General features: G+C 47.1%; 18 protein-coding genes and 1 pseudogene. 15 read left to right on the forward strand and 4 right to left on the reverse strand.

The annotated features are described in order from the left end of the window. Window positions 1-60: 60 nt before the first annotated feature. Window positions 61-234: a DUF3545 family protein gene (locus tag CWE08_RS02885; protein WP_126765401.1), complete on the forward strand. Its 174-nt coding sequence runs from the start codon at window positions 61-63 to the stop codon at window positions 232-234. Between the two features lie 200 nt (window positions 235-434). Here CWE08_RS02885 and suhB read toward each other — a convergent pair whose 3' ends face one another. Continuing rightward, window positions 435-1,235, reverse strand: coding sequence for an inositol-1-monophosphatase (gene suhB / locus CWE08_RS02890; RefSeq protein ID WP_126765403.1), 801 nt, complete (start codon window positions 1,233-1,235; stop codon window positions 435-437). A 187-nt stretch (window positions 1,236-1,422) separates the two neighbouring features. Here suhB and trmJ point away from each other — a divergent pair, with 187 nt between their 5' ends. The 3 genes and pseudogenes from trmJ to CWE08_RS02905 form a co-directional block, all read left to right on the forward strand. Beyond that, window positions 1,423-2,148: a tRNA (cytosine(32)/uridine(32)-2'-O)-methyltransferase TrmJ gene (gene trmJ / locus CWE08_RS02895; RefSeq protein WP_126765404.1), complete on the forward strand. Its 726-nt coding sequence runs from the start codon at window positions 1,423-1,425 to the stop codon at window positions 2,146-2,148. Between the two features lie 153 nt (window positions 2,149-2,301). After that, the gene (iscR, locus tag CWE08_RS02900; protein WP_126765406.1) at window positions 2,302-2,784 is read left to right on the forward strand and encodes a Fe-S cluster assembly transcriptional regulator IscR; all 483 of its coding nucleotides are present in this window, start codon (window positions 2,302-2,304) and stop codon (window positions 2,782-2,784) included. 139 nt (window positions 2,785-2,923) lie between these two features. Beyond that, a pseudogene (locus tag CWE08_RS02905) lies at window positions 2,924-4,072 on the forward strand (IscS subfamily cysteine desulfurase); the annotation flags it as partial. Window positions 4,073-4,220: 148 nt separating this feature from the next. Here the strand turns inward: CWE08_RS02905 and msrA are convergent. Next, window positions 4,221-4,784, reverse strand: a complete 564-nt coding sequence (msrA, locus tag CWE08_RS02910; RefSeq protein WP_126765410.1) for a peptide-methionine (S)-S-oxide reductase MsrA — start codon at window positions 4,782-4,784, stop codon at window positions 4,221-4,223. A gap of 247 nt (window positions 4,785-5,031) precedes the next feature. Between msrA and ndk the strand changes: the two genes are divergently transcribed. The 8 genes from ndk to der all read left to right on the forward strand — a co-directional run bounded on the left by ndk (window position 5,032) and on the right by der (window position 14,182). Then, window positions 5,032-5,463 carry a nucleoside-diphosphate kinase gene (gene ndk / locus CWE08_RS02915; RefSeq protein WP_126765412.1) on the forward strand — a complete coding sequence of 144 codons (432 nt, stop codon included), beginning with the start codon at window positions 5,032-5,034 and terminating at the stop codon, window positions 5,461-5,463. Window positions 5,464-5,548: 85 nt separating this feature from the next. After that, window positions 5,549-6,685 (forward strand): dual-specificity RNA methyltransferase RlmN, encoded by a 1,137-nt coding sequence (gene rlmN, locus CWE08_RS02920; protein ID WP_126765414.1) that lies wholly within the window; start codon window positions 5,549-5,551, stop codon window positions 6,683-6,685. Between the two features lie 55 nt (window positions 6,686-6,740). Beyond that, the gene (locus CWE08_RS02925) at window positions 6,741-7,970 is read left to right on the forward strand and encodes a RodZ domain-containing protein (protein WP_126765416.1); all 1,230 of its coding nucleotides are present in this window, start codon (window positions 6,741-6,743) and stop codon (window positions 7,968-7,970) included. 167 nt (window positions 7,971-8,137) lie between these two features. Then, the gene (ispG, locus tag CWE08_RS02930) at window positions 8,138-9,253 is read left to right on the forward strand and encodes a flavodoxin-dependent (E)-4-hydroxy-3-methylbut-2-enyl-diphosphate synthase (protein ID WP_126765418.1); all 1,116 of its coding nucleotides are present in this window, start codon (window positions 8,138-8,140) and stop codon (window positions 9,251-9,253) included. A 243-nt stretch (window positions 9,254-9,496) separates the two neighbouring features. Continuing rightward, the gene (gene hisS / locus CWE08_RS02935; protein ID WP_126765420.1) at window positions 9,497-10,774 is read left to right on the forward strand and encodes a histidine--tRNA ligase; all 1,278 of its coding nucleotides are present in this window, start codon (window positions 9,497-9,499) and stop codon (window positions 10,772-10,774) included. A 12-nt stretch (window positions 10,775-10,786) separates the two neighbouring features. Further along, window positions 10,787-11,407, forward strand: coding sequence for a YfgM family protein (locus CWE08_RS02940; protein WP_126765422.1), 621 nt, complete (start codon window positions 10,787-10,789; stop codon window positions 11,405-11,407). Next, window positions 11,404-12,591 carry an outer membrane protein assembly factor BamB gene (gene bamB, locus CWE08_RS02945; protein ID WP_126765424.1) on the forward strand — a complete coding sequence of 396 codons (1,188 nt, stop codon included), beginning with the start codon at window positions 11,404-11,406 and terminating at the stop codon, window positions 12,589-12,591. The genes CWE08_RS02940 and bamB overlap by 4 nt, the downstream gene beginning before the upstream one ends. 139 nt (window positions 12,592-12,730) lie before the next feature. After that, entirely contained in the window at window positions 12,731-14,182 is a 1,452-nt protein-coding gene (der, locus tag CWE08_RS02950; RefSeq protein WP_126765425.1) for a ribosome biogenesis GTPase Der, read from the forward strand. 194 nt (window positions 14,183-14,376) lie between these two features. Here der and hslO read toward each other — a convergent pair whose 3' ends face one another. Continuing rightward, complete coding sequence (gene hslO, locus CWE08_RS02955) at window positions 14,377-15,249, reverse strand: Hsp33 family molecular chaperone HslO (protein WP_126765427.1); 873 nt, start codon at window positions 15,247-15,249, stop codon at window positions 14,377-14,379. A gap of 21 nt (window positions 15,250-15,270) precedes the next feature. Beyond that, on the reverse strand, window positions 15,271-15,657 hold the full coding sequence (gene hslR / locus CWE08_RS02960) for a ribosome-associated heat shock protein Hsp15 (RefSeq protein ID WP_126765429.1): 387 nt from the start codon (window positions 15,655-15,657) through the stop codon (window positions 15,271-15,273). Window positions 15,658-15,812: 155 nt separating this feature from the next. Here hslR and gspC point away from each other — a divergent pair, with 155 nt between their 5' ends. Genes gspC through gspE form a run of 3 tightly spaced genes read left to right on the forward strand, consistent with a single transcriptional unit; the run spans window position 15,813 to window position 20,375 of the window. Next, window positions 15,813-16,679, forward strand: coding sequence for a type II secretion system protein GspC (gspC, locus tag CWE08_RS02965; protein WP_126765431.1), 867 nt, complete (start codon window positions 15,813-15,815; stop codon window positions 16,677-16,679). Window positions 16,680-16,689: 10 nt separating this feature from the next. Then, the gene (gene gspD / locus CWE08_RS02970) at window positions 16,690-18,783 is read left to right on the forward strand and encodes a type II secretion system secretin GspD (protein ID WP_126765433.1); all 2,094 of its coding nucleotides are present in this window, start codon (window positions 16,690-16,692) and stop codon (window positions 18,781-18,783) included. Then, window positions 18,780-20,375 (forward strand): type II secretion system ATPase GspE, encoded by a 1,596-nt coding sequence (gspE, locus tag CWE08_RS02975; RefSeq protein WP_126765435.1) that lies wholly within the window; start codon window positions 18,780-18,782, stop codon window positions 20,373-20,375. The genes gspD and gspE overlap by 4 nt, the downstream gene beginning before the upstream one ends. Window position 20,376: the final 1 nt, after the last annotated feature.

Below are 20,376 nucleotides of genomic sequence, written 5' to 3' on the forward strand. Positions count from 1 at the left end.
GGTACAAAGTAAAGGCGCTTTAACAAAAATATAACAGTAATATTTTTAAGGGGGATTCCCATGAACGACGAACTTAACAGTGCAGGTAGTAATGCTGATAAATCGGGTAAGGGTCGGGCAGCAAAGCGGAAATGGCGTGAAATAGAAGCGATACAAGAACGCCAACGTTTAGAAAAGGAATTAACAGATATTGATTACTGTTACGATCTAGAAACTGATGATTTAGATTTTTAAGCATAGATTTAAAACATCGTTATAGAAAACAAAACGCCGCATTGTGGTTACTCCACAAACGCGGCGTTTTTGATCTTCGTTATTTTAGCCTGCGCACTGAAGGCGCTAGCGCATGATTAGTTGCGCATGATTACTTGCGAACAATTATTTGCGAACAATTATTTGCGAACAATTATTTGCGAACAATCACTTGCGAACCATTACTTGCGCATAGATTCCGATAACAACGGGCGCATTTGCGTAACCATTGTTTGCAGAATTCGCGGTGCAGCAGCAACCACATTTCCTGAATTATTGTGATTCATACCACCACCAAAATCGGTAACAACGCCACCTGCTTCCCGAACAAGTAACTCGCCCGCAGCTGTATCCCAGTATTTAAGGCCGGCTTCGAAAAAACCATCATAACGGCCAGCCGCCACATAAGCCAAATCAAGTGCCGCAGCACCAGCGCGGCGGATATCGGCAGTTTGTTCAAAAAACTTATTAAATACCGCTTGGTATTCAGGAAGCAAATGTTTCATGCGGAATGGGAATCCGGTGGCTAAAAGCGCGCCATCAAGATCTTTACCACCACCAACCCGAATTCGGTAACCATTCAATTGCGCACCAGCGCCACGGCTTGCTGTGAACATTTCTTCGCGAACGGGATCATACACCACCGCGTGTTGGGTGATGCCCTTGTGGGTTAAGGCAATGGAAATACAAAAATGAGGAATGCCACGAACGTAATTCGTTGTGCCATCGATTGGGTCGATTACCCACAGGTAATCCCCTTTTGCACCGTGCTCACCAGATTCTTCTGCCAAGAAAGCGTGATCTGGATACGATTTTTTAATCGTATTGATAATTACTTCTTCACAAGCTTTATCAATGTTTGAAACGTAATCATGTAAGCCTTTTGAGCTTACCTCAACTTGGTCAGGCTGAGCGAATGATTTCATAGCTACACGGCCGGCTGCACGAGCAGCACGCACCGCAATGTTTAAAATTGCATGCATGGGGATTTCCTGTACTGGCAAAGAGCGGGTGAAAATTTCGCCGGCATTATAAGCATGTTCCGCGCCAGATGCAATCAAACTACTGCTGTGCTAGTATCTCAGCGCTTTTTTAAGCGCCAGATAACCGGTATATAGGGCTACAACGCCCAGTACTATAGAGCTTGAATATAACGATGGAAATTGCGCAATGTTAAGCGAAATTCGGATTGTGTTAGTAGGAACCACCGACCAGAGAAACATAGGATCGGCGGCTCGCGCCATGAAAACCATGGGTTTACAGGAATTGGTATTGGTGGATCCGCAAGAGATTCCGCAAGGTAAAGCGCAGGCCTTGGCTGCGGGTGCCACCGATGTTTTAGCTCATGCGCGTACGGTTGATACATTGCAAGAAGCCTTGGCGGATTGCACCCTAGTGCTTGCCACCAGCGCTCGCAATCGCACCCTCGATTGGCCACAGCTCACGCCTCGTGAAGCCGGTGAAAAAGCGATCAAAGAAGGTTTACAGGGCGCAAAAGTTGCTATTGTATTTGGCCGTGAAGCCAGCGGATTAACAAACGAAGAACTGCAACAAAGCAACTTTCATATACATATTCCGGCGAATCCGGAATACAGCTCACTGAATTTAGCCATGGCGGTGCAAACCGTAAGTTACGAGATGCGCATGGCGTTTTTAGCGGCGCAAACACAACCCGTTGAAGATGAACAGGTTTACCCATACCACAAAGAAATTGAAAGTTTTTATGATCATCTTGAACGTGTGTTAACCGCCTCGGGTTTTATTATTCCGCAGCATCCGGGCACGGTGATGACCAAGTTGCGCCGGTTGTTTACCAGAACACGTTTGGAAGAGAATGAATTGAAAATCTTGCGGGGCGTTTTATCCTCTTTAGAAAAACAAATTCCGAAAAACTAAACTTGAGTGTTTTACTAGGTTAAATACTTGATAGGAATAGTCGGGAATGGTAAAGTTTTCAGCATAAATTTCCTCATTGGGCGTTGCAAAAATGCGCGCAGTTAAGTTCAAACGCCGCCATCGGCTTTGGGCTATGGTAAACCGAGGTAACCTATGCGATTAACATCTAAAGGCCGATACGCCGTAACTGCTATGCTCGATGTGGCGTTACACAAAGATAAAGGGCCAGTTCCCCTAGCTGATATCTCCGAGCGCCAGGGCATTTCGCTTTCTTATTTAGAGCAACTTTTTGCGCGCTTGCGCCGCAGCGGCATTGTTAGCAGTGTACGTGGGCCTGGCGGTGGCTATCAGCTTGGCCGTGAAGCCAGCGAAATATCGGTGGCTTCAGTAATTCACGCGGTGGATGAAAGTATCGATGCTACCCGCTGCCAAGGTAAATCAGATTGCCACGGCGGTGCTCGCTGCCTCACTCACTCTTTGTGGTCTGGGTTGAGTGAACGTATCGATGAGTTTCTATCGGCTATCACGCTTGCAGAACTAGTGGCTCAACAAGATGTGCAAATTGTGTCCGAGCTGCAAAAGAAACGCTACGGTGAGAACCAAGAGCATAAAATTGAATTAAATATGCAACTGTAGAGATACGAATTCTCCGGTTGAAAAGCACCAGCAATAGTGCAGCAATCACATTGCACATAACTTATGTGCACTGATGAACTCACCGCATTTTTAACCAGCACGTATTTTTTACTAGCAATAGTGCACCAGGATTCCCTTGATGAAGTTTCCCATTTATCTTGATTATGCGGCAACCACGCCGGTTGCACCGCAAGTTGCGGAAAAAATGATGCAATACCTCACGTTCGATGGCGCCTTCGGCAACCCAGCCTCTCGTTCACATCGTTATGGTTGGCAAGCTGAAGAAGCGGTTGATGAAGCACGGGAACAGGTTGCTGAACTGATAAACGCCGACCCACGGGAAATTGTGTTTACTTCAGGCGCAACAGAAGCTTCCAACTTAGCGTTAAAAGGTGCCACCGAGTTTTATCAAGAACAAGGTAAGCACCTGATTACCGTAAAAACTGAGCATAAAGCAACGTTAGATACCTGCGCTGAACTAGAACGCCGTGGTTTCACTGTTACCTATTTAGATGTACAAGAAAGTGGCCTCATAGATATGGATGCGCTGCGCACTGCGGTGCGTGAAGATACGGTTCTAATTAGTGTGATGCAGGTGAATAACGAAACCGGTGTTATTCAAAACATTGCCGCCATTGCCGAATTGTGCCAAGAACAAAATATTCTTTTACATGTGGATGGGGCGCAAAGTGTGGGCAAAATGCCTGTCGATGTGCGCGCTTTGAATATCGATCTGCTATCGATTTCAGCTCATAAAATGTATGGCCCGAAAGGCATTGGTGCGCTGTTCGTGCGGCGCCGGCCGCGGGCGCAACTGATTGCGCAAATGCATGGCGGCGGGCATGAGCGGGGCATGCGCTCAGGTACCTTAGCTACCCATCAAATTGCTGGGTTTGGTGAGGCTGCTTATTTAGCGCAAACGCAAATGCTCGATAATAGCCAGCATATTCAGAAATTACGCGAACGGTTTTTAGAAAAGCTTGAAACCTTGCCTGGCATACAAATTAACGGCGCGGCTTCGCAAAGCATTCCTGGTATAGTAAATATTGGGTTTGCCGATGTTGATGGCGAAAAGTTGTTGCTAGGGCTGCACGAACTCGCGGTTTCCTCGGGCTCTGCTTGCACATCGGCAAGCTTGGAGCCTTCTTATGTGTTACGCGCCCTTGGGTTAAGCGATGCTTTAGCACACAGCTCTATCCGCTTTAGTTTTGGCGTTAATACTAAAGCGGAAGAGGTGGATTATGCAGCAGAGCTGTTGCTTGATGTGGTTCCGCGGTTGCGCCAACTTGGTTAAATTGTGCTTGGCTATGTTGCTTAGCCCAGTAAATTAGCTGTGTCATTGAATCATTTTACAAAGCCAGCATACAAAGCCAGCATACAAAGCCAGCATACAAAGCTAGTTAACATAGTTGAGCTGCGTGGCAAGCCCCGCTAGTTTAACTTGCCTGTGCCGAGATAACCGGCTTAAGTTTGGCGGCGAAGGTTTGCCGAAACTTCGCTAATTTAGGTGAAACCACGGCCTGGCAATACTGATTTTCTGGATTCCGTTCAAAGTAATTCTCATGATAGTCTTCAGCAGGGTAGTAACTCTGAATGGGCTCTACTTCGGTAACCACTTTTCCTGGCCAAATCTGTTCATCCTCTATTTCGCGAATAATCGCTTCTGCAATTAACCGCTGTTCTTCGTTGTGATAGTAAACACCCGAGCGATATTGAGTGCCAATATCGTGGCCTTGGCGATTCAACTGGGTTGGATCATGCAAGGCAAAGAAAACCTCAAGAATCTCGCGAAAGCTTATCTCTTCCGGGTTGTAGCGCAATCGAATCACTTCGGCATGACCACTGCTGCCACTACACACTTCTCGATAACTTGGATGCGCGATGTGGCCATTGGCATAACCCGAACTGGCTTTTTCTACGCCCTGAAGTTGGTTGAAAGCTGATTCCAGACACCAGAAGCAGCCACCAGCAAGGGTTGCTTCCTGAAATAAACCTGCCATACACACCTCGATAAAAGAGAATCAAATAACCATCTGGACGTCTAAACTACATCAGATTTTATCTTCTGCCAAGTGCTGAATCCACAAAAGCGACACATAAACGTGTAAATATCGTTTCAAGATCAGAGGAAACGCGTGCATGAACGGAAATTTATTGGGAAACTGGCGTTAAATCACGTATAATCCGCGCGTCTTTTTTAACCACTTTGAATGGCTCTGCGGAGCTTCATTTTACTAGGAGTATACAATGGCTTTGGAACGTACACTTTCCATCATCAAGCCTGACGCGGTTGCTAAAAACGTGATCGGCGCAATCGTAAATCGCTTTGAAACTTCAGGCTTACGTATTGTAGGTCAGAAAATGATGCATTTAAGCAAAGAGCAAGCAGAAGGCTTCTACGCTGAACACAGCGAGCGTCCATTTTTTGCTGCACTAGTGGAATTCATGACATCTGGCCCAATTGTTGTAATGACATTGGAAGGTGAAGATGCGGTTCGTAAAAACCGTGAAATCATGGGCGCAACTAACCCACAAGAAGCGGCTGCAGGTACATTACGTGCAGATTTTGCTGAAACTATCGATGAAAACGCGGTACACGGTTCAGATGCAGTTGAATCAGCAGCGCGCGAAATTGCTTATTTCTTCTCTGATGAAGAAGTTTGTTCACGTACTCGCTAAACTAAAAGTTAAGCACGTGATTGAAAAGGGGCTTAGTGCCCCTTTTTTGACTATGTTGGTAGTCATATGAAGAGAGGTCAATGCAATGGAAACCACAACTAAGAAAGTTAACTTACTTGATTTAAATCGAGAGGGAATGCGCAAGTTCTTTGCCGAACTGGGCGAAAAGCCATTTCGTGCGGATCAGGTGATGAAGTGGATCTATCACTATTGCATTGATGATTTCGATAACATGACAAATCTAAATAAGGCCCTGCGCGAAAAGCTAAAAGCGATTGCAGAAATAAAAGCGCCGGAAGTGAAAGTGCAGAATGAATCCATTGACGGCACGATCAAATTCGCTATGGAACTTAGCGATGGCCAAGAAGTTGAAACCGTATGGATTCCAGAAGCCGACCGAGCCACCTTATGTGTTTCTTCGCAAGTGGGCTGCGCATTGGAATGTACTTTCTGTTCTACCGGTCAACAAGGCTTTAACCGAAACCTCAAAGTTTCAGAAATTATCGGTCAAGTTTGGCGTGTAAATAAAGTGTTAGGGTCTTATGGCGATACTGGTGTAAAGCCCGTTACTAATGTAGTAATGATGGGAATGGGCGAACCATTATTGAACATGAAGAATTTAGTACCAGCATTGCAGCTCATGCTGGAGGATTTCGGTTATGGTTTATCTAAGCGTCGTGTTACCGTGAGTACATCAGGTGTGGTGCCAGCATTGGATCAACTGCGGGAGCAAGTGGATGTTGCGCTGGCTATTTCGTTACATGCACCGAACAACAAATTGCGTGATGAAATCGTGCCGATCAACAAAAAGTACCCGATCGCAGAGTTTTTAGCGGCTTCTCGGCGTTATGTAGAAGCCTCTAAAGCGCAAACAAAAGTTACCGTAGAATACGTAATGATCGACCATGTGAATGATTCAACGGATCATGCACATGAATTAGCGGAAGTGCTGAAAGACACACCAAGTAAAATAAATTTGATTCCGTTTAACCCATTTCCAGGTTCCGATTACGGCCGCTCGAGCAATTCACGCATCGACCGTTTCTCTAAAGTGTTGATGGAACACGGATATACCGTTATTGTAAGAAAAACACGCGGTGATGATATCGATGCAGCCTGCGGCCAGCTTGTTGGTGATGTGGTTGATCGAACAAAACGGTTATTAAAACGACAAGAAAAAAACAAATCTGGGGAACCGATCCAAGTTAACGTGGTCGGTTAAGAACGTTCGCGAACATGGCTATGGATAGCATAAACGTGGTGACTCTCAATCTATCATGACAAATAAAAATGAATCAGATAGCGATTTGCAACCAGAAGTTGTAGAAGAGCTTATTTCTCAGCGCCCAACACCTGGCGAGTTACTGCGTTCAGGGCGGGAAGCCATGGGCCTATCCGTTGGGCAAGTAGCAGATAGATTGCGCTTGCGGCAACAGCAAATTCAAGAACTCGAAGATGATGTATTCACAGCTCATGTAAGTGGAACTTATATTCGAGGGTATCTTCGTTCCTATGCCAAACTATTGCAGCTAGATGAAGGCGAAGTTCTTTCGGCATACGAGCACCTTGCCGGAGATCAGAAACCGAAAGGGCAAATGCAGAGTTTTTCACGGAAAACCAGCATTGAAACTCAAGATAACCGGTTAATGTTTTTCACTTGGATCGTTGTGCTGATTTTGGTTGGCTCCGTAGCCGTTTTTGTTTGGCAACAGTTCACCGCAGATCGGGATCAAGCGGCCTCTGGTAGCATTGAATCATCACTCGAAGCGATTAGTAATGCCCAGCAAGAAGTTGGACAGCAAGACCAACAGGATTCGCGTTCAACCGACACAACACCGGCGGACGCTGAGCTGGGGAATGTTGATCAAGGTAATGTTGCTCAAGGTAATGGTGGACAAGCCAGTTCAGCAACTTATGAGCCGGTAAATAATGGGGACAGTGGTGCCAATTCAAGTGCGAACGAGAGCAACACGAATGATTTGTCAACAGAAGGCGCCCGCGCCGCTAATGCGGAAGAAAATCCGCTAGAGAGCATGGCAAATAACGCTGAGAGAAATACGGAGAATACTGATTTAGCGGCAGCACAAGTTGCTGCGGTAGAGAGCGAAGAGCCTGGTGAAGAGAATTCAGGAAGCCAACTCAATACTATCGCAGACAACCAAGCTGCAGTTAATACCGATACAAACTCTGACGTTTCCGCAGCGCAATTATCGAATCAAGCAGAAGTGCAACAAGCTTTAGCTGAAACTGCGAATCCGGCTGAGTTGGGTGAGCTAGTGCTAGTATTCGCCGGTGATAGTTGGATTCGGATTGAAGATGGTAGCGGCGAAGCCATTGCCTATGGCGTAAAGGCCGGCGGTTACGTTATGCCGCTTAATGGTGTTACCCCATACGAACTAACCCTTGGTGCGCCAAGTGTGGTAACGGTTTATTTTCGTGGTGAACCCGTTGATTTAAGCGAGTTCAGTGGCGGCCGCATCGCCCGATTTAGCCTGCCGAGAAATTAAGTGGCGAGTGCTTTCCTCTGGGTCGGGTATAATTTTTAAAAGCTAGTTAGTTTGAGCATCGCTACACCACCAAAGAATAAACCATAACCAGAACAAAAGATCTGAACTAAAAAAATGAATGTACGCGTATTTATCTTAATTATTGATAGCAAAGAGCAGTTCATATCATGATCCATCATTCTCCGATAGTTCGTCGAAAAAGCCGCCGTATATATGTAGGTAACGTGCCGATAGGCGATGGTGCCCCGATCGCCGTGCAATCAATGACCAACACACTCACTGATGATGTTGCGGCTACGGTAGCGCAGATTGAACGGATTGTTGCTGCGGGCGCAGATATTGTTCGAGTTTCGGTTCCTACTATGGATGCCGCTGAGGCGTTTAAAAAAATTCGCCAACAAGTGACTACACCACTGGTAGCCGATATTCACTTCGATTACCGAATTGCTTTGAAAGTCGCTGAGTATGGCGTGGATTGCTTGCGCATAAATCCAGGCAACATTGGCCATGAAGATCGCATTCGGGCCGTAGTGGACGCGGCAAAAGATAAAAACATTCCTATTCGTATTGGTGTAAATGCGGGTTCGTTAGAGAAAGATATTCAAGAGAAATATGGTGAGCCCACAGGTGCTGCATTAGTGGAATCGGCGATGCGGCATGTGGACATTCTCGATCGTTTCGATTTTCAAGATTTTAAAGTAAGCGTGAAAGCTTCCGATGTATTTTTGGCGGTTGATGCGTACCGCTTGTTAGCTCAGCAAATCGAACAACCCCTACACTTGGGCATTACCGAAGCGGGCGGCATGCGTGCAGGCGCGGTTAAATCAGCGATCGGCCTCGGCATGTTATTAAATGATGGGATTGGCGATACGCTGCGAGTTTCCCTAGCCGCAGATCCTGTAGAAGAAGTAAAAGTTGGCTTTGATATTCTAAAATCACTACGCATTCGCAGCCGCGGTATCAATTTTATTGCCTGCCCGAGTTGTTCGCGGCAAGAATTCGATGTGATTTCTACCGTAAATGCATTAGAGCAGCGGCTTGAAGACATCACTACCGCACTTGATGTATCAATTATTGGCTGTGTAGTAAATGGCCCAGGTGAAGCGCTAGTAGCTGAAATTGGTTTGGCCGGTGCGAAAAACAAGAGTGGCTTCTATGTGGATGGTAAACGGCAAAAGCTGCGTATTGATAACCACTCTATTGTGGATGATCTTGAGGCCCAAATTCGTGATTATGTGGCCCGCAAAGAGAAAGAAGAGCCAATCCAAGTAGTGAATGTGTAAACAGAGTAGTTTACCAGAAGGTTTAACCTAGCAGCTGAGTGCTTGTTCTAAACTTAGGATTTAGAGGCAAGAACAAGTGGCTCAGATAGAGAGTTGTTAGCCCCAATTGCAGGCGATTACGAACCTAGGTGCCGCAAGTGTTCTTTCGCCAAGCTCAGTAAACACGTATAATGCGCGCATAATTTTGCAGAAGGTGGCGGCTGTCATTGGCAACCGCCTTTTTAATATAGGAAAATAACAACTGTGGCAAAGCAGATCCAAGCCATTCGTGGAATGAATGATATCCTTCCGGAACAGAGCGGGCGCTGGCAACAGCTAGAACACGTGATCCGTTCGTTGCTTGCGGGCTATGGTTACAGCGAAATTCGGATGCCTATCGTTGAGCAAACGGATTTATTCAAGCGCTCCATTGGTGAAGTAACGGATATCGTTGAAAAAGAAATGTACACCTTCGCCGACCGCAACGGTGATAGTTTAACGCTGCGGCCCGAGGGCACAGCAAGCTGTGTGCGCGCTGGCAACGAGCATGGCTTGTTATACAATCAAACTCGCCGCATGTGGTACATGGGGCCTATGTTTCGCCATGAACGCCCCCAGAAAGGGCGCTATCGGCAATTTCATCAGGTAGGTGTTGAGGCATTTGGTTTAAATGGGCCAGATATCGACGCTGAGTTGATTTTAATGACGGCCAGATTGTGGAAGCAATTGGGTATCGCCGAGCATTTACAGCTGGAGCTCAACTCCCTAGCATCGAACGAGGCGCGGGCGAGTTATCGGCAAGCGCTCACCGATTACTTGCGCGAGCACAGTGCCGTTTTGGATGAAGATAGCTTGCGCCGGTTGGAAACCAACCCGTTGCGTGTTTTAGATTCAAAAAATCAAGCCATGGCTGATATGTTAGCGGCCGCGCCAAAACTAAGTGAATACTGGGATGATGAATCACGAACTCACTTCCAAGGTTTATGTGAGCGCCTTGATGCTGCCGGCATTCAATACATTCACAATGAGCGCTTGGTGCGTGGTTTAGATTATTACAACCGAACCGTATTTGAATGGGTTACGGATAGCTTAGGTGCACAAGGCACTGTGTGTGCGGGTGGCCGCTATGATGGTTTAGTGCAACAGCTGGGCGGCAAAGCAACACCAGCCGTGGGTTTTGCCATGGGGCTTGAGCGCTTAGTATTGATGCTGGAAAATGCCGAAGCCTTCAAAGTACCACGAGAAGTGGATGTATATATCGCTGCAGTTGGTGATGTTGCGGAACTTCCAGCCATGGCGCTTGCCGAAGAAATTCGTGATGTACTGCCTAACTTGCGAGTTATGCTGCATTGTGGTGGTGGCAAATTTGCCAAACAATTGAAACGTGCTGATCAAAGCGGTGCTGAATTAGCTTTGATACTGGGTGCGGATGAAGTTGCGGAACAACGGGTTACTGTAAAATATTTGCGGCAAGATAAACCGCAAGAAACACTAGCATTTGCTGAACTTGTCGAGGTACTGGGTACCTTGGTAGTAGAATAAGAGGAATAATCAGTGGAACACGAAGATCAACAAGTTGAACAAATAAAAGGCTTTATTAAAGATTACGGCCCTTGGGTTGTAGCAGGTTTAGTGATTGGTTTAGGCTCTTTATTTGGTTGGCGCTACTACCAAGATAACCAATTAGCGGCTGCGCAAGAGCGCACCGAGAGTTACCAAGCAATGGCCGAGAGCCTGCAGTTTTCTGAGGGTGCCGAAGCGATTGCACAAGCCGAATCTGTTGCCGCTGAATTAGCCGGTTCCGAGCAAGGTGCGTTAGCATTTATGCAGTTGGCACAGGTGGCCGCAAACGATGGCGATTTAGAAAGTGCTGAAGCATTTTTGCAGGACGCCTTGGCGTCTACCAACGTGAGTGAGCTGCAAGGGTTGATTCGTGTGCGTTTAGCTCGGGTAGCTATGGCTACCGAAAACTTTGCAGAAGCAGAAAGCCAATTGAATGCGGTAACTAATCCGGCGTTCTCGGGGCTAGTAAGTGAGCTTCGTGGTGATTTGCAATTTGCTCAAGGTAATTTTACCGCAGCACTTGATGCCTATGAAGTTGCGGTAGCAAACCAAGGCGATAGCGCTTCACCGTATCTGCAAATGAAAATAGATAACTTGGCAGGAAAAGAATGATGGTATTGAAACGTTGGTTAGGGGCGTTCGCGGCGGTTGCCTTTTTGGCTGCATGCTCCTCAACCGAAGGGCCAACCTATGCAGACCTCACGGAAATAACACCTGAGGTGAGCGGATCGATTGTTTGGCAAAGCAAAGTAGGAAGTGGTAGCGAGGGGCATTACTCTCGCTTGGTGCCAGCCATTCAAGACGATGTTATCTATGCCGCAGATCGTCATGGCTTGGTTGTGGCAATGAACCTAGAAAATGGTAATCAGCTCTGGAGCCAACGTTTAGGTGGGCGCCCAGGCTTTTTAAATCGCTACTTGCGCGGTGAAAGTGCGCGCATTAGTGGCATTACTGCCGCAGGTTCCATGCTTTTTATCGGTTCGGAAAACGGCGTAATCACGGCACTGAACTCAGATAATGGCGAGCTCATTTGGGAACAAAAAGTGCCTGGCGAAGTGTTATCAGCGCCTACGGTTGGTGAAGGCCGCGTGGTTGCCCAACTGAGCAGTGGTTATGTTGTGGCACTGGCCGCTCGCACGGGTGAAATGCAGTGGAGTCACGAAGAAGAAGTATCCTTGCTATCGTTACGAGGCGTATCGCAGCCAGCGATCGAAAGTGGCGGTGTGATATTCGGAACAGCAACCGGTAAAGCCGTGGTATTGCTTGGCGAAACGGGCCAGCTCGCTTGGGAAGAGCGCTTAGCAACACCCTCTGGCGCAACTGAATTGGAACGCTTGGTTGATGTTGACGGATCCCCCTTAATCATTGGCGGCACCTTTTTTATGAGCGCCTTTAATGGTGAGCTTGTTGGATTGGAACTGCGTAGCGGTGAACCGATTTGGAAACAAGATCATGGCGCTTGGCGATCGCCCGTGCAGGCTGGCACACGCATAGTCTTAGTGAATCAAGATAGCCATTTGTTGGGCATCGATCGCCGAAACGGAATTGAGCTTTGGCGCAATAGTGATTTGTTCAATCGCAGCTTAACGGAACCGGCAGTGCTGGGTACCTATTTAGTAGCTGGCGATCGGTTTGGATATTTACATTGGTTCAACCGCAATGATGGCCGGTTAGTAGGCCGCCTTGAGTTAGAGGAAGATGTAGCGATTCAAGGGGCAATTCAGGTAGCCGGTGAAAACCTAGTGGTGCAAGATGCGAGTGGAAGCATTTACGTAATTAGCCAGCAAGCACGTTAATTTGCGAACATAGGGCTGGGAGTAGATACCTTAGCTTTTAGCATAAATTAATTTGCAAAGAATCGATGGCAATTGCCAATGAACGCCTGAGGTGTTGATTCACCCTCAGGCGTATTTTAGTTTAATGAGGACATAAAAAATGTTACCAGTGGTTGCATTAGTTGGCCGCCCTAACGTGGGTAAATCAACACTATTTAACCGGCTTACGCAAAGCCGTGATGCCCTGGTTGCAGATTTCCCCGGGTTAACTCGCGATCGCCAGTACGGCCAGGGGCATTACGAAGATTATAAATTCGTAGTGGTGGATACCGGCGGTATTCACGGTAAAGAAGAGGGCCTGGATTTAATGATGGCTCGGCAATCGTTGCAAGCAGTTGATGAAGCCGATGTTGTTCTATTTTTGGTTGATGCCCGGGAAGGTATTACGGCTGCGGATGAGTTTATTGCTGATTATCTTCGTAAGCAAAATAAAAAAATTCATTTAGTAGTGAACAAAGTTGATGGTATTGATGGTAATGCAGCTTCCGCTGATTTCTTTAGCCTTGGTTTAGGTGAACTCTGGCAAATTGCGGCGGCCCATGGCCGCGGTGTTACGCAATTATTGCAAGCAACGTTAGATCCGCTTGCGAATGAGTTTCCGGATATGCTTGCCAAAGAGGAAGCAAGCGAGGCAACTGAGCTCACTGAGGCAGATGCCGAAGCTGAAATTGCACGTTTACAGGCGCAGCCCATTAAACTAGCGATCATTGGCCGGCCAAATGTAGGCAAATCAACCCTAACTAACCGAATTTTGGGCGAAGAGCGGGTGGTTGTTTACGATATGCCCGGTACTACACGAGATAGCGTATATATTCCCATGGAGCGCGAAGGCCGGGAATATGTATTGATTGACACGGCAGGTGTGCGCCGCCGCGGCCGCATCGATATGGCGGTAGAAAAGTATTCCGTGGTGAAAACGCTGCAAGCTATTGAGAGTGCGAACGTGGTTATTCTTGTGGTTGATGCCCGAGAAACCATTAGTGATCAGGATTTAAACCTGCTCGGCTTCGTGTTAAATGCCGGCCGTTCGGTGGTAATCGCCGTAAATAAATGGGATGGTTTAGATACTGATGCGCGTGAGTGGATTAAAACTGAGCTCGATCGCCGTCTAGGTTTTGTGGATTTCGCTCGCCTGCATTTTATTTCGGCATTGCATGGTACCAACGTAGGCCATTTGTTTGAATCGGTACAAGAAGCCTATGCAAGTGCTACGCAACGCGTTAGTACAGCGCAGCTCACACGAATTATGGAATCAGCGCAAGAAGAGCATCAGCCGCCTTTAGTACGCGGCCGCCGAGTAAAATTAAAGTTCGCTCACGCCGGTGGTTATAACCCACCTTTGATCGTGGTACATGGTAACCAAGTAACGGATTTGCCCAATAGTTATAAACGTTACTTAATTAACTATTTCCGCCGTTCGTTAAAACTCATGGGAACGCCAATTAAAGTAGAGTTCCGCGAAGGGAAAAACCCATTTGCGGGTAAAAAGAATAATCTTACTTTATCGCAGCAACGTAAGCGCAAACGTATGATGCGGTTTGTTAAGAAATAAGCTTACGAAGCTGAGCAAGATTAGCATGTTTCGCAGTTGAACAAGGCGGCGCCGTATCAAAGCATAATCGTGGTTTGGCGAAGTAAAATATTTAGTGAGATGCATAGATAGATGCATAGTTAGATAAACACTAAGGTAAATAAAAAGGGCACTGCATTGGCAGTGCCCTTTTTGTTGTGGGGTATTCAGCTAGGTTATTGAGTTTGCTCAGGTGCCGAATGTGCGTTCAATGCATCAATATCAAAACGGGTGTACACATATTCTGTGAGGCAATAATCGCAGGTTAGGCGTAATTCGCCGTCCTCATCAAGGATATTGTGTAATTCAGCCAACGAAACATTCCGCAAAGCCGAGGCGGTGCGTTCTCTCGAGCAGCCGCATGAAAACGTAACCGGATCTTCAGGATACAACTCGATAGTTTCCTCGTGATACAGCCGGTGTAAAACCTCTTCCGTAGCGAGTGTGAAAAGCTCTTCCGCGGTTATGGTGCTAGCGAGTGTGCTTACATGCTCAAAGCTCGAATCTGTGTTTACGCCGGCAGGTAATACTTGCAAAAACAGCCCAGCCGCTTGGCCTTTATCTGCATCAGCAAATAACCAAATTCGCGTGGGTAGTTGCTCTGATTGCAAAAAATAACTCTCAATTGCTTCTGCTAAAGAATCACCTTCAATGGCCACCATACCTTGATACTTTTCACCATTGTTGGGCGTAAGCGTGATCACTAAATAAGCACCTTCGCCCACTAAGCTGCGAAAATCTTGCTGCTCCGGTTCACGGGTTAAACGAGCTACGCCTCGCAAAGCTTGGCCATGGCTGCCATTTACGGTAGCAAAATTTAACGGCCCATCATTCCCCTGAATTTGCACGTTAATATGCCCCTCAAACTTAAGGGTGGCTGTTAGCAGGCTAGTTACCGCCATTAATTCACCCAATAGTTGCTGCACTATTTTCGGATAATCATGGCCGGCCAACAAACTTTTGTAGCTCTCATGTAAACGCACAATCTCACCACGTACATCGTGATTAGTGAAAGCAAAACGAGCAATGGAATCTTGAGTTAGGCTCATACGAGCTCCTGTTTCTTCAGGCTATTGATTTTTGAATTTGATGAGTTCACGCCGCTCTTTTTTATCGGGGCGGTGATCAGGATGCGGATTATACATCTGATTGAGCTTACGCGCCTCCGCATTTGCCTCTCGTTTGCGGATGCTTTCAGCTGTTTCTTCGTATAATTTTTGCGCTTCTGTGGCATTGCGCCGTTGTTCGCTGATAGCACGAACAATCACTTCAACTTTATCGTGGCCACGTGGCACCACTAATTCAGCCCCTAACTCTACCGGTTTTGCGGGTTTACTCCGTTGGCCATTGTAAGTTACCTTGCCTGCTTGAACTGCAGTTCGAGCAAGCCCTCGGGTTTTAAAAAAGCGAGCCGCCCAGAGCCATTTATCGAGGCGAACAGCTACAGAGTCAGACATATTCAAGCCTTAGATTAAGGGTTTCAAAGCAATAGCTGTAGCCTATCACTTTTTGAAACATTTTTTTACAGAAACCGGCATTGTTGTTCCGGCTCGAGCAAGCTAGAATGAGTGCTCTTATAACAAAAATTTAATAGCCGATTAGGCAGTGAAACATGAGAAGTACTTTCCCTAAGGGGCTCTCATTTAACGTGAGCTCGGGTTTAATCAAGAATTTACTAACGTTGCTAGGTATCGTGCTGCTGCTTGTCGCGGCATGGTACGCTGCGGCTATCACTTGGCGGGTGTTAACGCCGGTTGATAGTGGGGCAAGCGTATTCAAACCGCAGGTAACCGCTAATCAATCAAATCGCAGCCGTGTTCGGCCGGAACAAATTGGCCAGCTGCATTTATTTGGTGAACGTGGCGCGGTGAACACGGTTGCGCAAAATCGTAGTGATGTGCCTCGAACCACCTTAAACATTCGCTTAGTTGGCGCAACTACTGCGCCAGATCCCGCTCGCTCTGCCGCCATTATTGAGCAAGGTGGGAATCAAAATACCTACGTAATCGATGAAACAATCGCATCAAGCCGCGCGGTTGTACGTGAAATTTATGTGGATCGTATTATTCTGGAAAATAATGGCCGCTTAGAAACCTTGTTGTTAGAAGGTGTTGATGGCGCCGATACCGGTATTTCTTTAGTTACTTCAGCGCCTTCTCGGCCAGTGGAAGAAACAGCACCAGAGCGTATCGAAGACGTATCGTATCAAAATATTGGTGAGCTAATTAACATAAGCCCGGCGCAAGAGGGTGGGGAATTAATTGGCTATCGCTTGGCACCGAAAACGAACCCGGAAATATTTAATCAGGCAGGATTCCGCAGTGGTGATATTGCGGTGAGCTTAAATGGCTATGATTTAACCAATGCGGCAGAAGCGTTGGTGATCATGAACGAAATACAAACGCTAACCAGCGCTACTGTTGTGGTTTTACGAGATGGTGATCTTGTTGAGCTGGAATTTAGCATTCCGAATGAATAGGTAATTATACATGCGCATTTTATCACGATTTTTTGGTTTAACCTTAGCGGCAACCATTGCCATGGTGCCGGCTAGTGCGATTTCACAAGAAGAGTATTCGGCCAGCTTTAAGAACACCGATATCAATGAATTTATTCAAGCGGTAAGCCGGAATTTAGAAGAAACCATCATTATTGATCCCGAGGTGCGTGGGCGCATCAATGTGCGTAGTTACTATTCAATGGACCGCGAGCAATATTACAGCTTCTTTTTGAACGTTCTAGAAGTCTATGGTTATGCGGTCATTCGCATGGATAACAATGTGTTAAAAGTTATTCGTGATCGGGATGCGAAAACTGAAGCCGTTCCTATTGTTGAGGGCGATGCCTATTCGGGAGATGAGTGGGTGGTTCGGGTGATTCCATTGCAAAACGTTACAGTCCGGGAGTTAGGCCCGCTTTTGCGCCAGTTTAATGATCAAACCGGCGGTGGCATTGTGGCTACCTATGATCCATCCAACGTAATTATGCTTTCTGGGCGTGCTGCAGTTTTGAACCAGCTTGCCGAAATTGTACAACGTGTCGACCGTGCAGGTAATGCAGAAGTAGAGGTTGTGCAACTGCAGCATGCTTCTGCTGCCGAAATGGTTCGGATAGCACAAAGTGTTTTTCAACAGCAGGGTACTTCAATTCCAGAAATGAGAATTCCACGCCTTTCCGCTGATGAACGTACCAACCGAGTGCTTGTAAGCGGACAACCAGAAGCGCGAGAACGGGTAATTCGCCTAATTCGCCAGCTTGATACAGAAATGGAAACGAGCGGTAATACGCGTGTGTTCTATCTGAAGTATGCGAAAGCGGAAGAAATGGTTACGCTTCTGCGGGGAATGACAGATACCATTATTGCTGAGGAGCGAGCTGCGGCTGCCGGCTCGAGTTCAAATGGCGCGGCACGTTCTACTCAAGGCCGCGGCGGTAACGTAAGTATTGAAGCACACGAAGCAACCAATGCCATTGTGGTTACTGCCCAGCCCGACGTGATTCGCTCAATCGAAGGTGTGATTGGTCAACTTGATATTCGCCGCGCGCAAGTGTTGGTTGAAGCCATCATTGTTGAGGTATTTGAAGGCGATGGCACCAATTTTGGAATTCAGTGGGCCAGTGAAGATATCGGCTTGATGCAACACAGCAACGGCCAAATGGTGCCCATTGGGCAGCTTGGTGTTGCGGTTGAAGCGGCGCGAACACAAGAAGGCGCAGAAACAACGCGGGTAGACAACGCAGGCAATGAATTTACTACTCGTGAACCGGATCGCCGCGGTGATTTTTCCTTGTTAGCCAATTTATTAGGCAATGCCAACGGCTTGCTCTTCGGAACAGTTGAAGATGGCTGGGCTGCGGTTGTGCAGGCGGTAGCGACAACAACCAACTCCAACATTCTCTCTGCTCCGAGTATTACTACATTAGATAACCAGGAAGCCAATATCTTGGTGGGCCAAGAAGTGCCTACATTAACTGGTGCCACTGCGGGTGCAAATAACGATAACCCATTTCAAACCATTGATCGCCGTGAGGTAGGTGTGCGCTTGCGGGTAACACCACAAATCAATGAAGGCGATGCAGTTCAGCTCATTATCGAACAAGAGGTATCGAGTATTGCCGGTTCAACAGCCGTTGATGTGACCTTCAATAAACGAGAATTGAGCACCACTGTGCTAGCTCGAGATGGAGAGACCATTGTACTCGGTGGCTTGATTGATGAAGATGTGCAAGAAAGCTTATCCAAGGTGCCATTGCTTGGTGATATTCCATTGGTGGGTCATTTATTTAAATCAACCAGTGTAACCACGCGCAAGCGTAACCTGATGATTTTCATTCGGCCGACGATTATCCGCGATGACACCACTATGGGGCAATTGAGCCAACGCAAATATAGCTATATGCGTGCGCAACAGGTTGAACAACGCCAACGTGGAATTTCCTTACGCCGCGACGATACGGTGCCAGTATTACCAGAGTGGGGTGATGATGCCGATTTACCACCTGAGTATCAGCGCTTTTTAGATGAATGGCGCCGTGAAATCGAGGATATGCGCCGTGAAGCGGAGGCTGGGAGCGAGCAATGAGTGAGCAACAAGCAGCGCCGGTAGCAGGCATTTCTAAGGCAACCAGTGATGCCATTCAGCAACTTCCAGATGAACAGGCGGTAACAGAACAGTTAACTGGGGAAGCAGTTGAGCAAAGTGGTAAAGGCCACAAGCGTGTACCTTATGCGTTTGCTAAACGCTATGGCGTAGTGCTCACCTATGAGGGTGAGCAACCCATTTTGAATAGCCGCAGCCAACCAAGCCCGCAAACTTTGCATGAAGTGCGGCGTTTGCTGGGCCAGCCATTTAAGGTGCAAGCACACAGTACGCAAGATTTTGAAGTGTTGTTGAGCCAGGCATATCAGCGCGATTCGTCTGAGGCGAAACAACTGATGGAAGATATCGGTAACGAGGTAAATTTATTTTCACTTGCCGAAGAGTTGCCGCAAACAGAAGATTTACTTGATAGCGAAGATGATGCACCCATTATCAAGCTCATTAACGCGATGCTTAGTGAAGCCATCAAAGAGGGCGCTTCTGATATCCATATTGAAACCTTCGAAAAAGATTTAGTAATTCGTTTTCGTATCGATGGCGTGCTGCGTGAAATTCTGCGCCCGCACCGGAAACTTGCAAGTTTACTAGTTTCGCGAATTAAGGTTATGGCGCAGCTGGATATCGCCGAAAAACGCTTACCGCAAGATGGCCGTATTTCATTGTTGATTGCCGGGCGTGCGGTTGATGTGCGGGTTTCTACTATGCCTTCGAGCCATGGCGAGCGAGCAGTGCTGCGGCTTTTAGATAAAAATAATGCGCAATTGGATTTAACGGAACTTGGCATGACCGATGCCAATCGCGTTATTTTTTCCAGCTTAATTAACAAACCGCACGGTATTATTTTGGTTACCGGGCCTACGGGTTCAGGTAAAAGTACTACTTTGTATGCGGGCCTTTCAGAAATAAATACGAAAGATCGCAATATTCTCACGGTTGAAGATCCGATTGAATATGCGTTAGAAGGCGTGGGCCAAATGCAGGTTAACCCGCGGGTTGATATGACATTTGCTCGCGGTTTGCGAGCTATTTTACGGCAAGATCCCGATGTGGTGATGGTAGGTGAAATCCGTGATGGTGAAACTGCACAAATTGCAGTGCAAGCCTCGCTCACCGGGCACTTGGTGCTCTCAACTTTACACACTAACACAGCAGCTGGCGCCATTACCCGTTTAGAAGATATGGGTATCGAACCTTTCTTGTTGTCGTCGAGTTTATTGGCGGTGTTATCGCAGCGATTAGTGCGCACCCTTTGTAAGGATTGCCGTAAGTTACATGTAGCCAGTGCGGAAGAGTGTCAGTTATTGGGTGTTAGCGCGGAAAATCCACCAGAAATTTATAGCCCGCGCGGCTGTGAGAAATGTAATCACACGGGATATCGCGGCCGAACCGGCATTCATGAAATGCTAGTAGTTGACGATAAAGTGCGGGAACTAGTGCATAACGGCCAGGGCGAACAGGCAATCGAGCGCTATATTCGAACCACAACACCAGGTATTCGCCAAGATGGTCGAGATAAAATTTTAGCAGGCAAAACTACGCTTGAGGAAGTCCTCCGCGTTACTCGCGAGGAATAAT

Source organism: Aliidiomarina iranensis (genome assembly GCF_003987135.1).
Classification (GTDB): domain Bacteria; phylum Pseudomonadota; class Gammaproteobacteria; order Enterobacterales; family Alteromonadaceae; genus Aliidiomarina; species Aliidiomarina iranensis.

Bases quoted from the DNA above. Each gene is read 5' to 3' on its own strand.
- bamB (WP_126765424.1), top strand. From the start codon at position 11,404: ATGATGGTATTGAAACGTTGGTTAGGGGCGTTCGCGGCGGTTGCCTTT.
- gspE (WP_126765435.1), top strand. From the start codon at position 18,780: ATGAGTGAGCAACAAGCAGCGCCGGTAGCAGGCATTTCTAAGGCAACC.
- trmJ (WP_126765404.1), top strand. From the start codon at position 1,423: ATGTTAAGCGAAATTCGGATTGTGTTAGTAGGAACCACCGACCAGAGA.
- ndk (WP_126765412.1), top strand. From the start codon at position 5,032: ATGGCTTTGGAACGTACACTTTCCATCATCAAGCCTGACGCGGTTGCT.
- CWE08_RS02925 (WP_126765416.1), top strand. From the start codon at position 6,741: ATGACAAATAAAAATGAATCAGATAGCGATTTGCAACCAGAAGTTGTA.
- iscR (WP_126765406.1), top strand. From the start codon at position 2,302: ATGCGATTAACATCTAAAGGCCGATACGCCGTAACTGCTATGCTCGAT.
- msrA (WP_126765410.1), bottom strand. From the start codon at position 4,784: ATGGCAGGTTTATTTCAGGAAGCAACCCTTGCTGGTGGCTGCTTCTGG.
- ispG (WP_126765418.1), top strand. From the start codon at position 8,138: ATGATCCATCATTCTCCGATAGTTCGTCGAAAAAGCCGCCGTATATAT.
- der (WP_126765425.1), top strand. From the start codon at position 12,731: ATGTTACCAGTGGTTGCATTAGTTGGCCGCCCTAACGTGGGTAAATCA.
- hslO (WP_126765427.1), bottom strand. From the start codon at position 15,249: ATGAGCCTAACTCAAGATTCCATTGCTCGTTTTGCTTTCACTAATCAC.
- gspD (WP_126765433.1), top strand. From the start codon at position 16,690: ATGCGCATTTTATCACGATTTTTTGGTTTAACCTTAGCGGCAACCATT.
- suhB (WP_126765403.1), bottom strand. From the start codon at position 1,235: ATGCATGCAATTTTAAACATTGCGGTGCGTGCTGCTCGTGCAGCCGGC.
- hslR (WP_126765429.1), bottom strand. From the start codon at position 15,657: ATGTCTGACTCTGTAGCTGTTCGCCTCGATAAATGGCTCTGGGCGGCT.
- rlmN (WP_126765414.1), top strand. From the start codon at position 5,549: ATGGAAACCACAACTAAGAAAGTTAACTTACTTGATTTAAATCGAGAG.
- gspC (WP_126765431.1), top strand. From the start codon at position 15,813: ATGAGAAGTACTTTCCCTAAGGGGCTCTCATTTAACGTGAGCTCGGGT.
- CWE08_RS02885 (WP_126765401.1), top strand. From the start codon at position 61: ATGAACGACGAACTTAACAGTGCAGGTAGTAATGCTGATAAATCGGGT.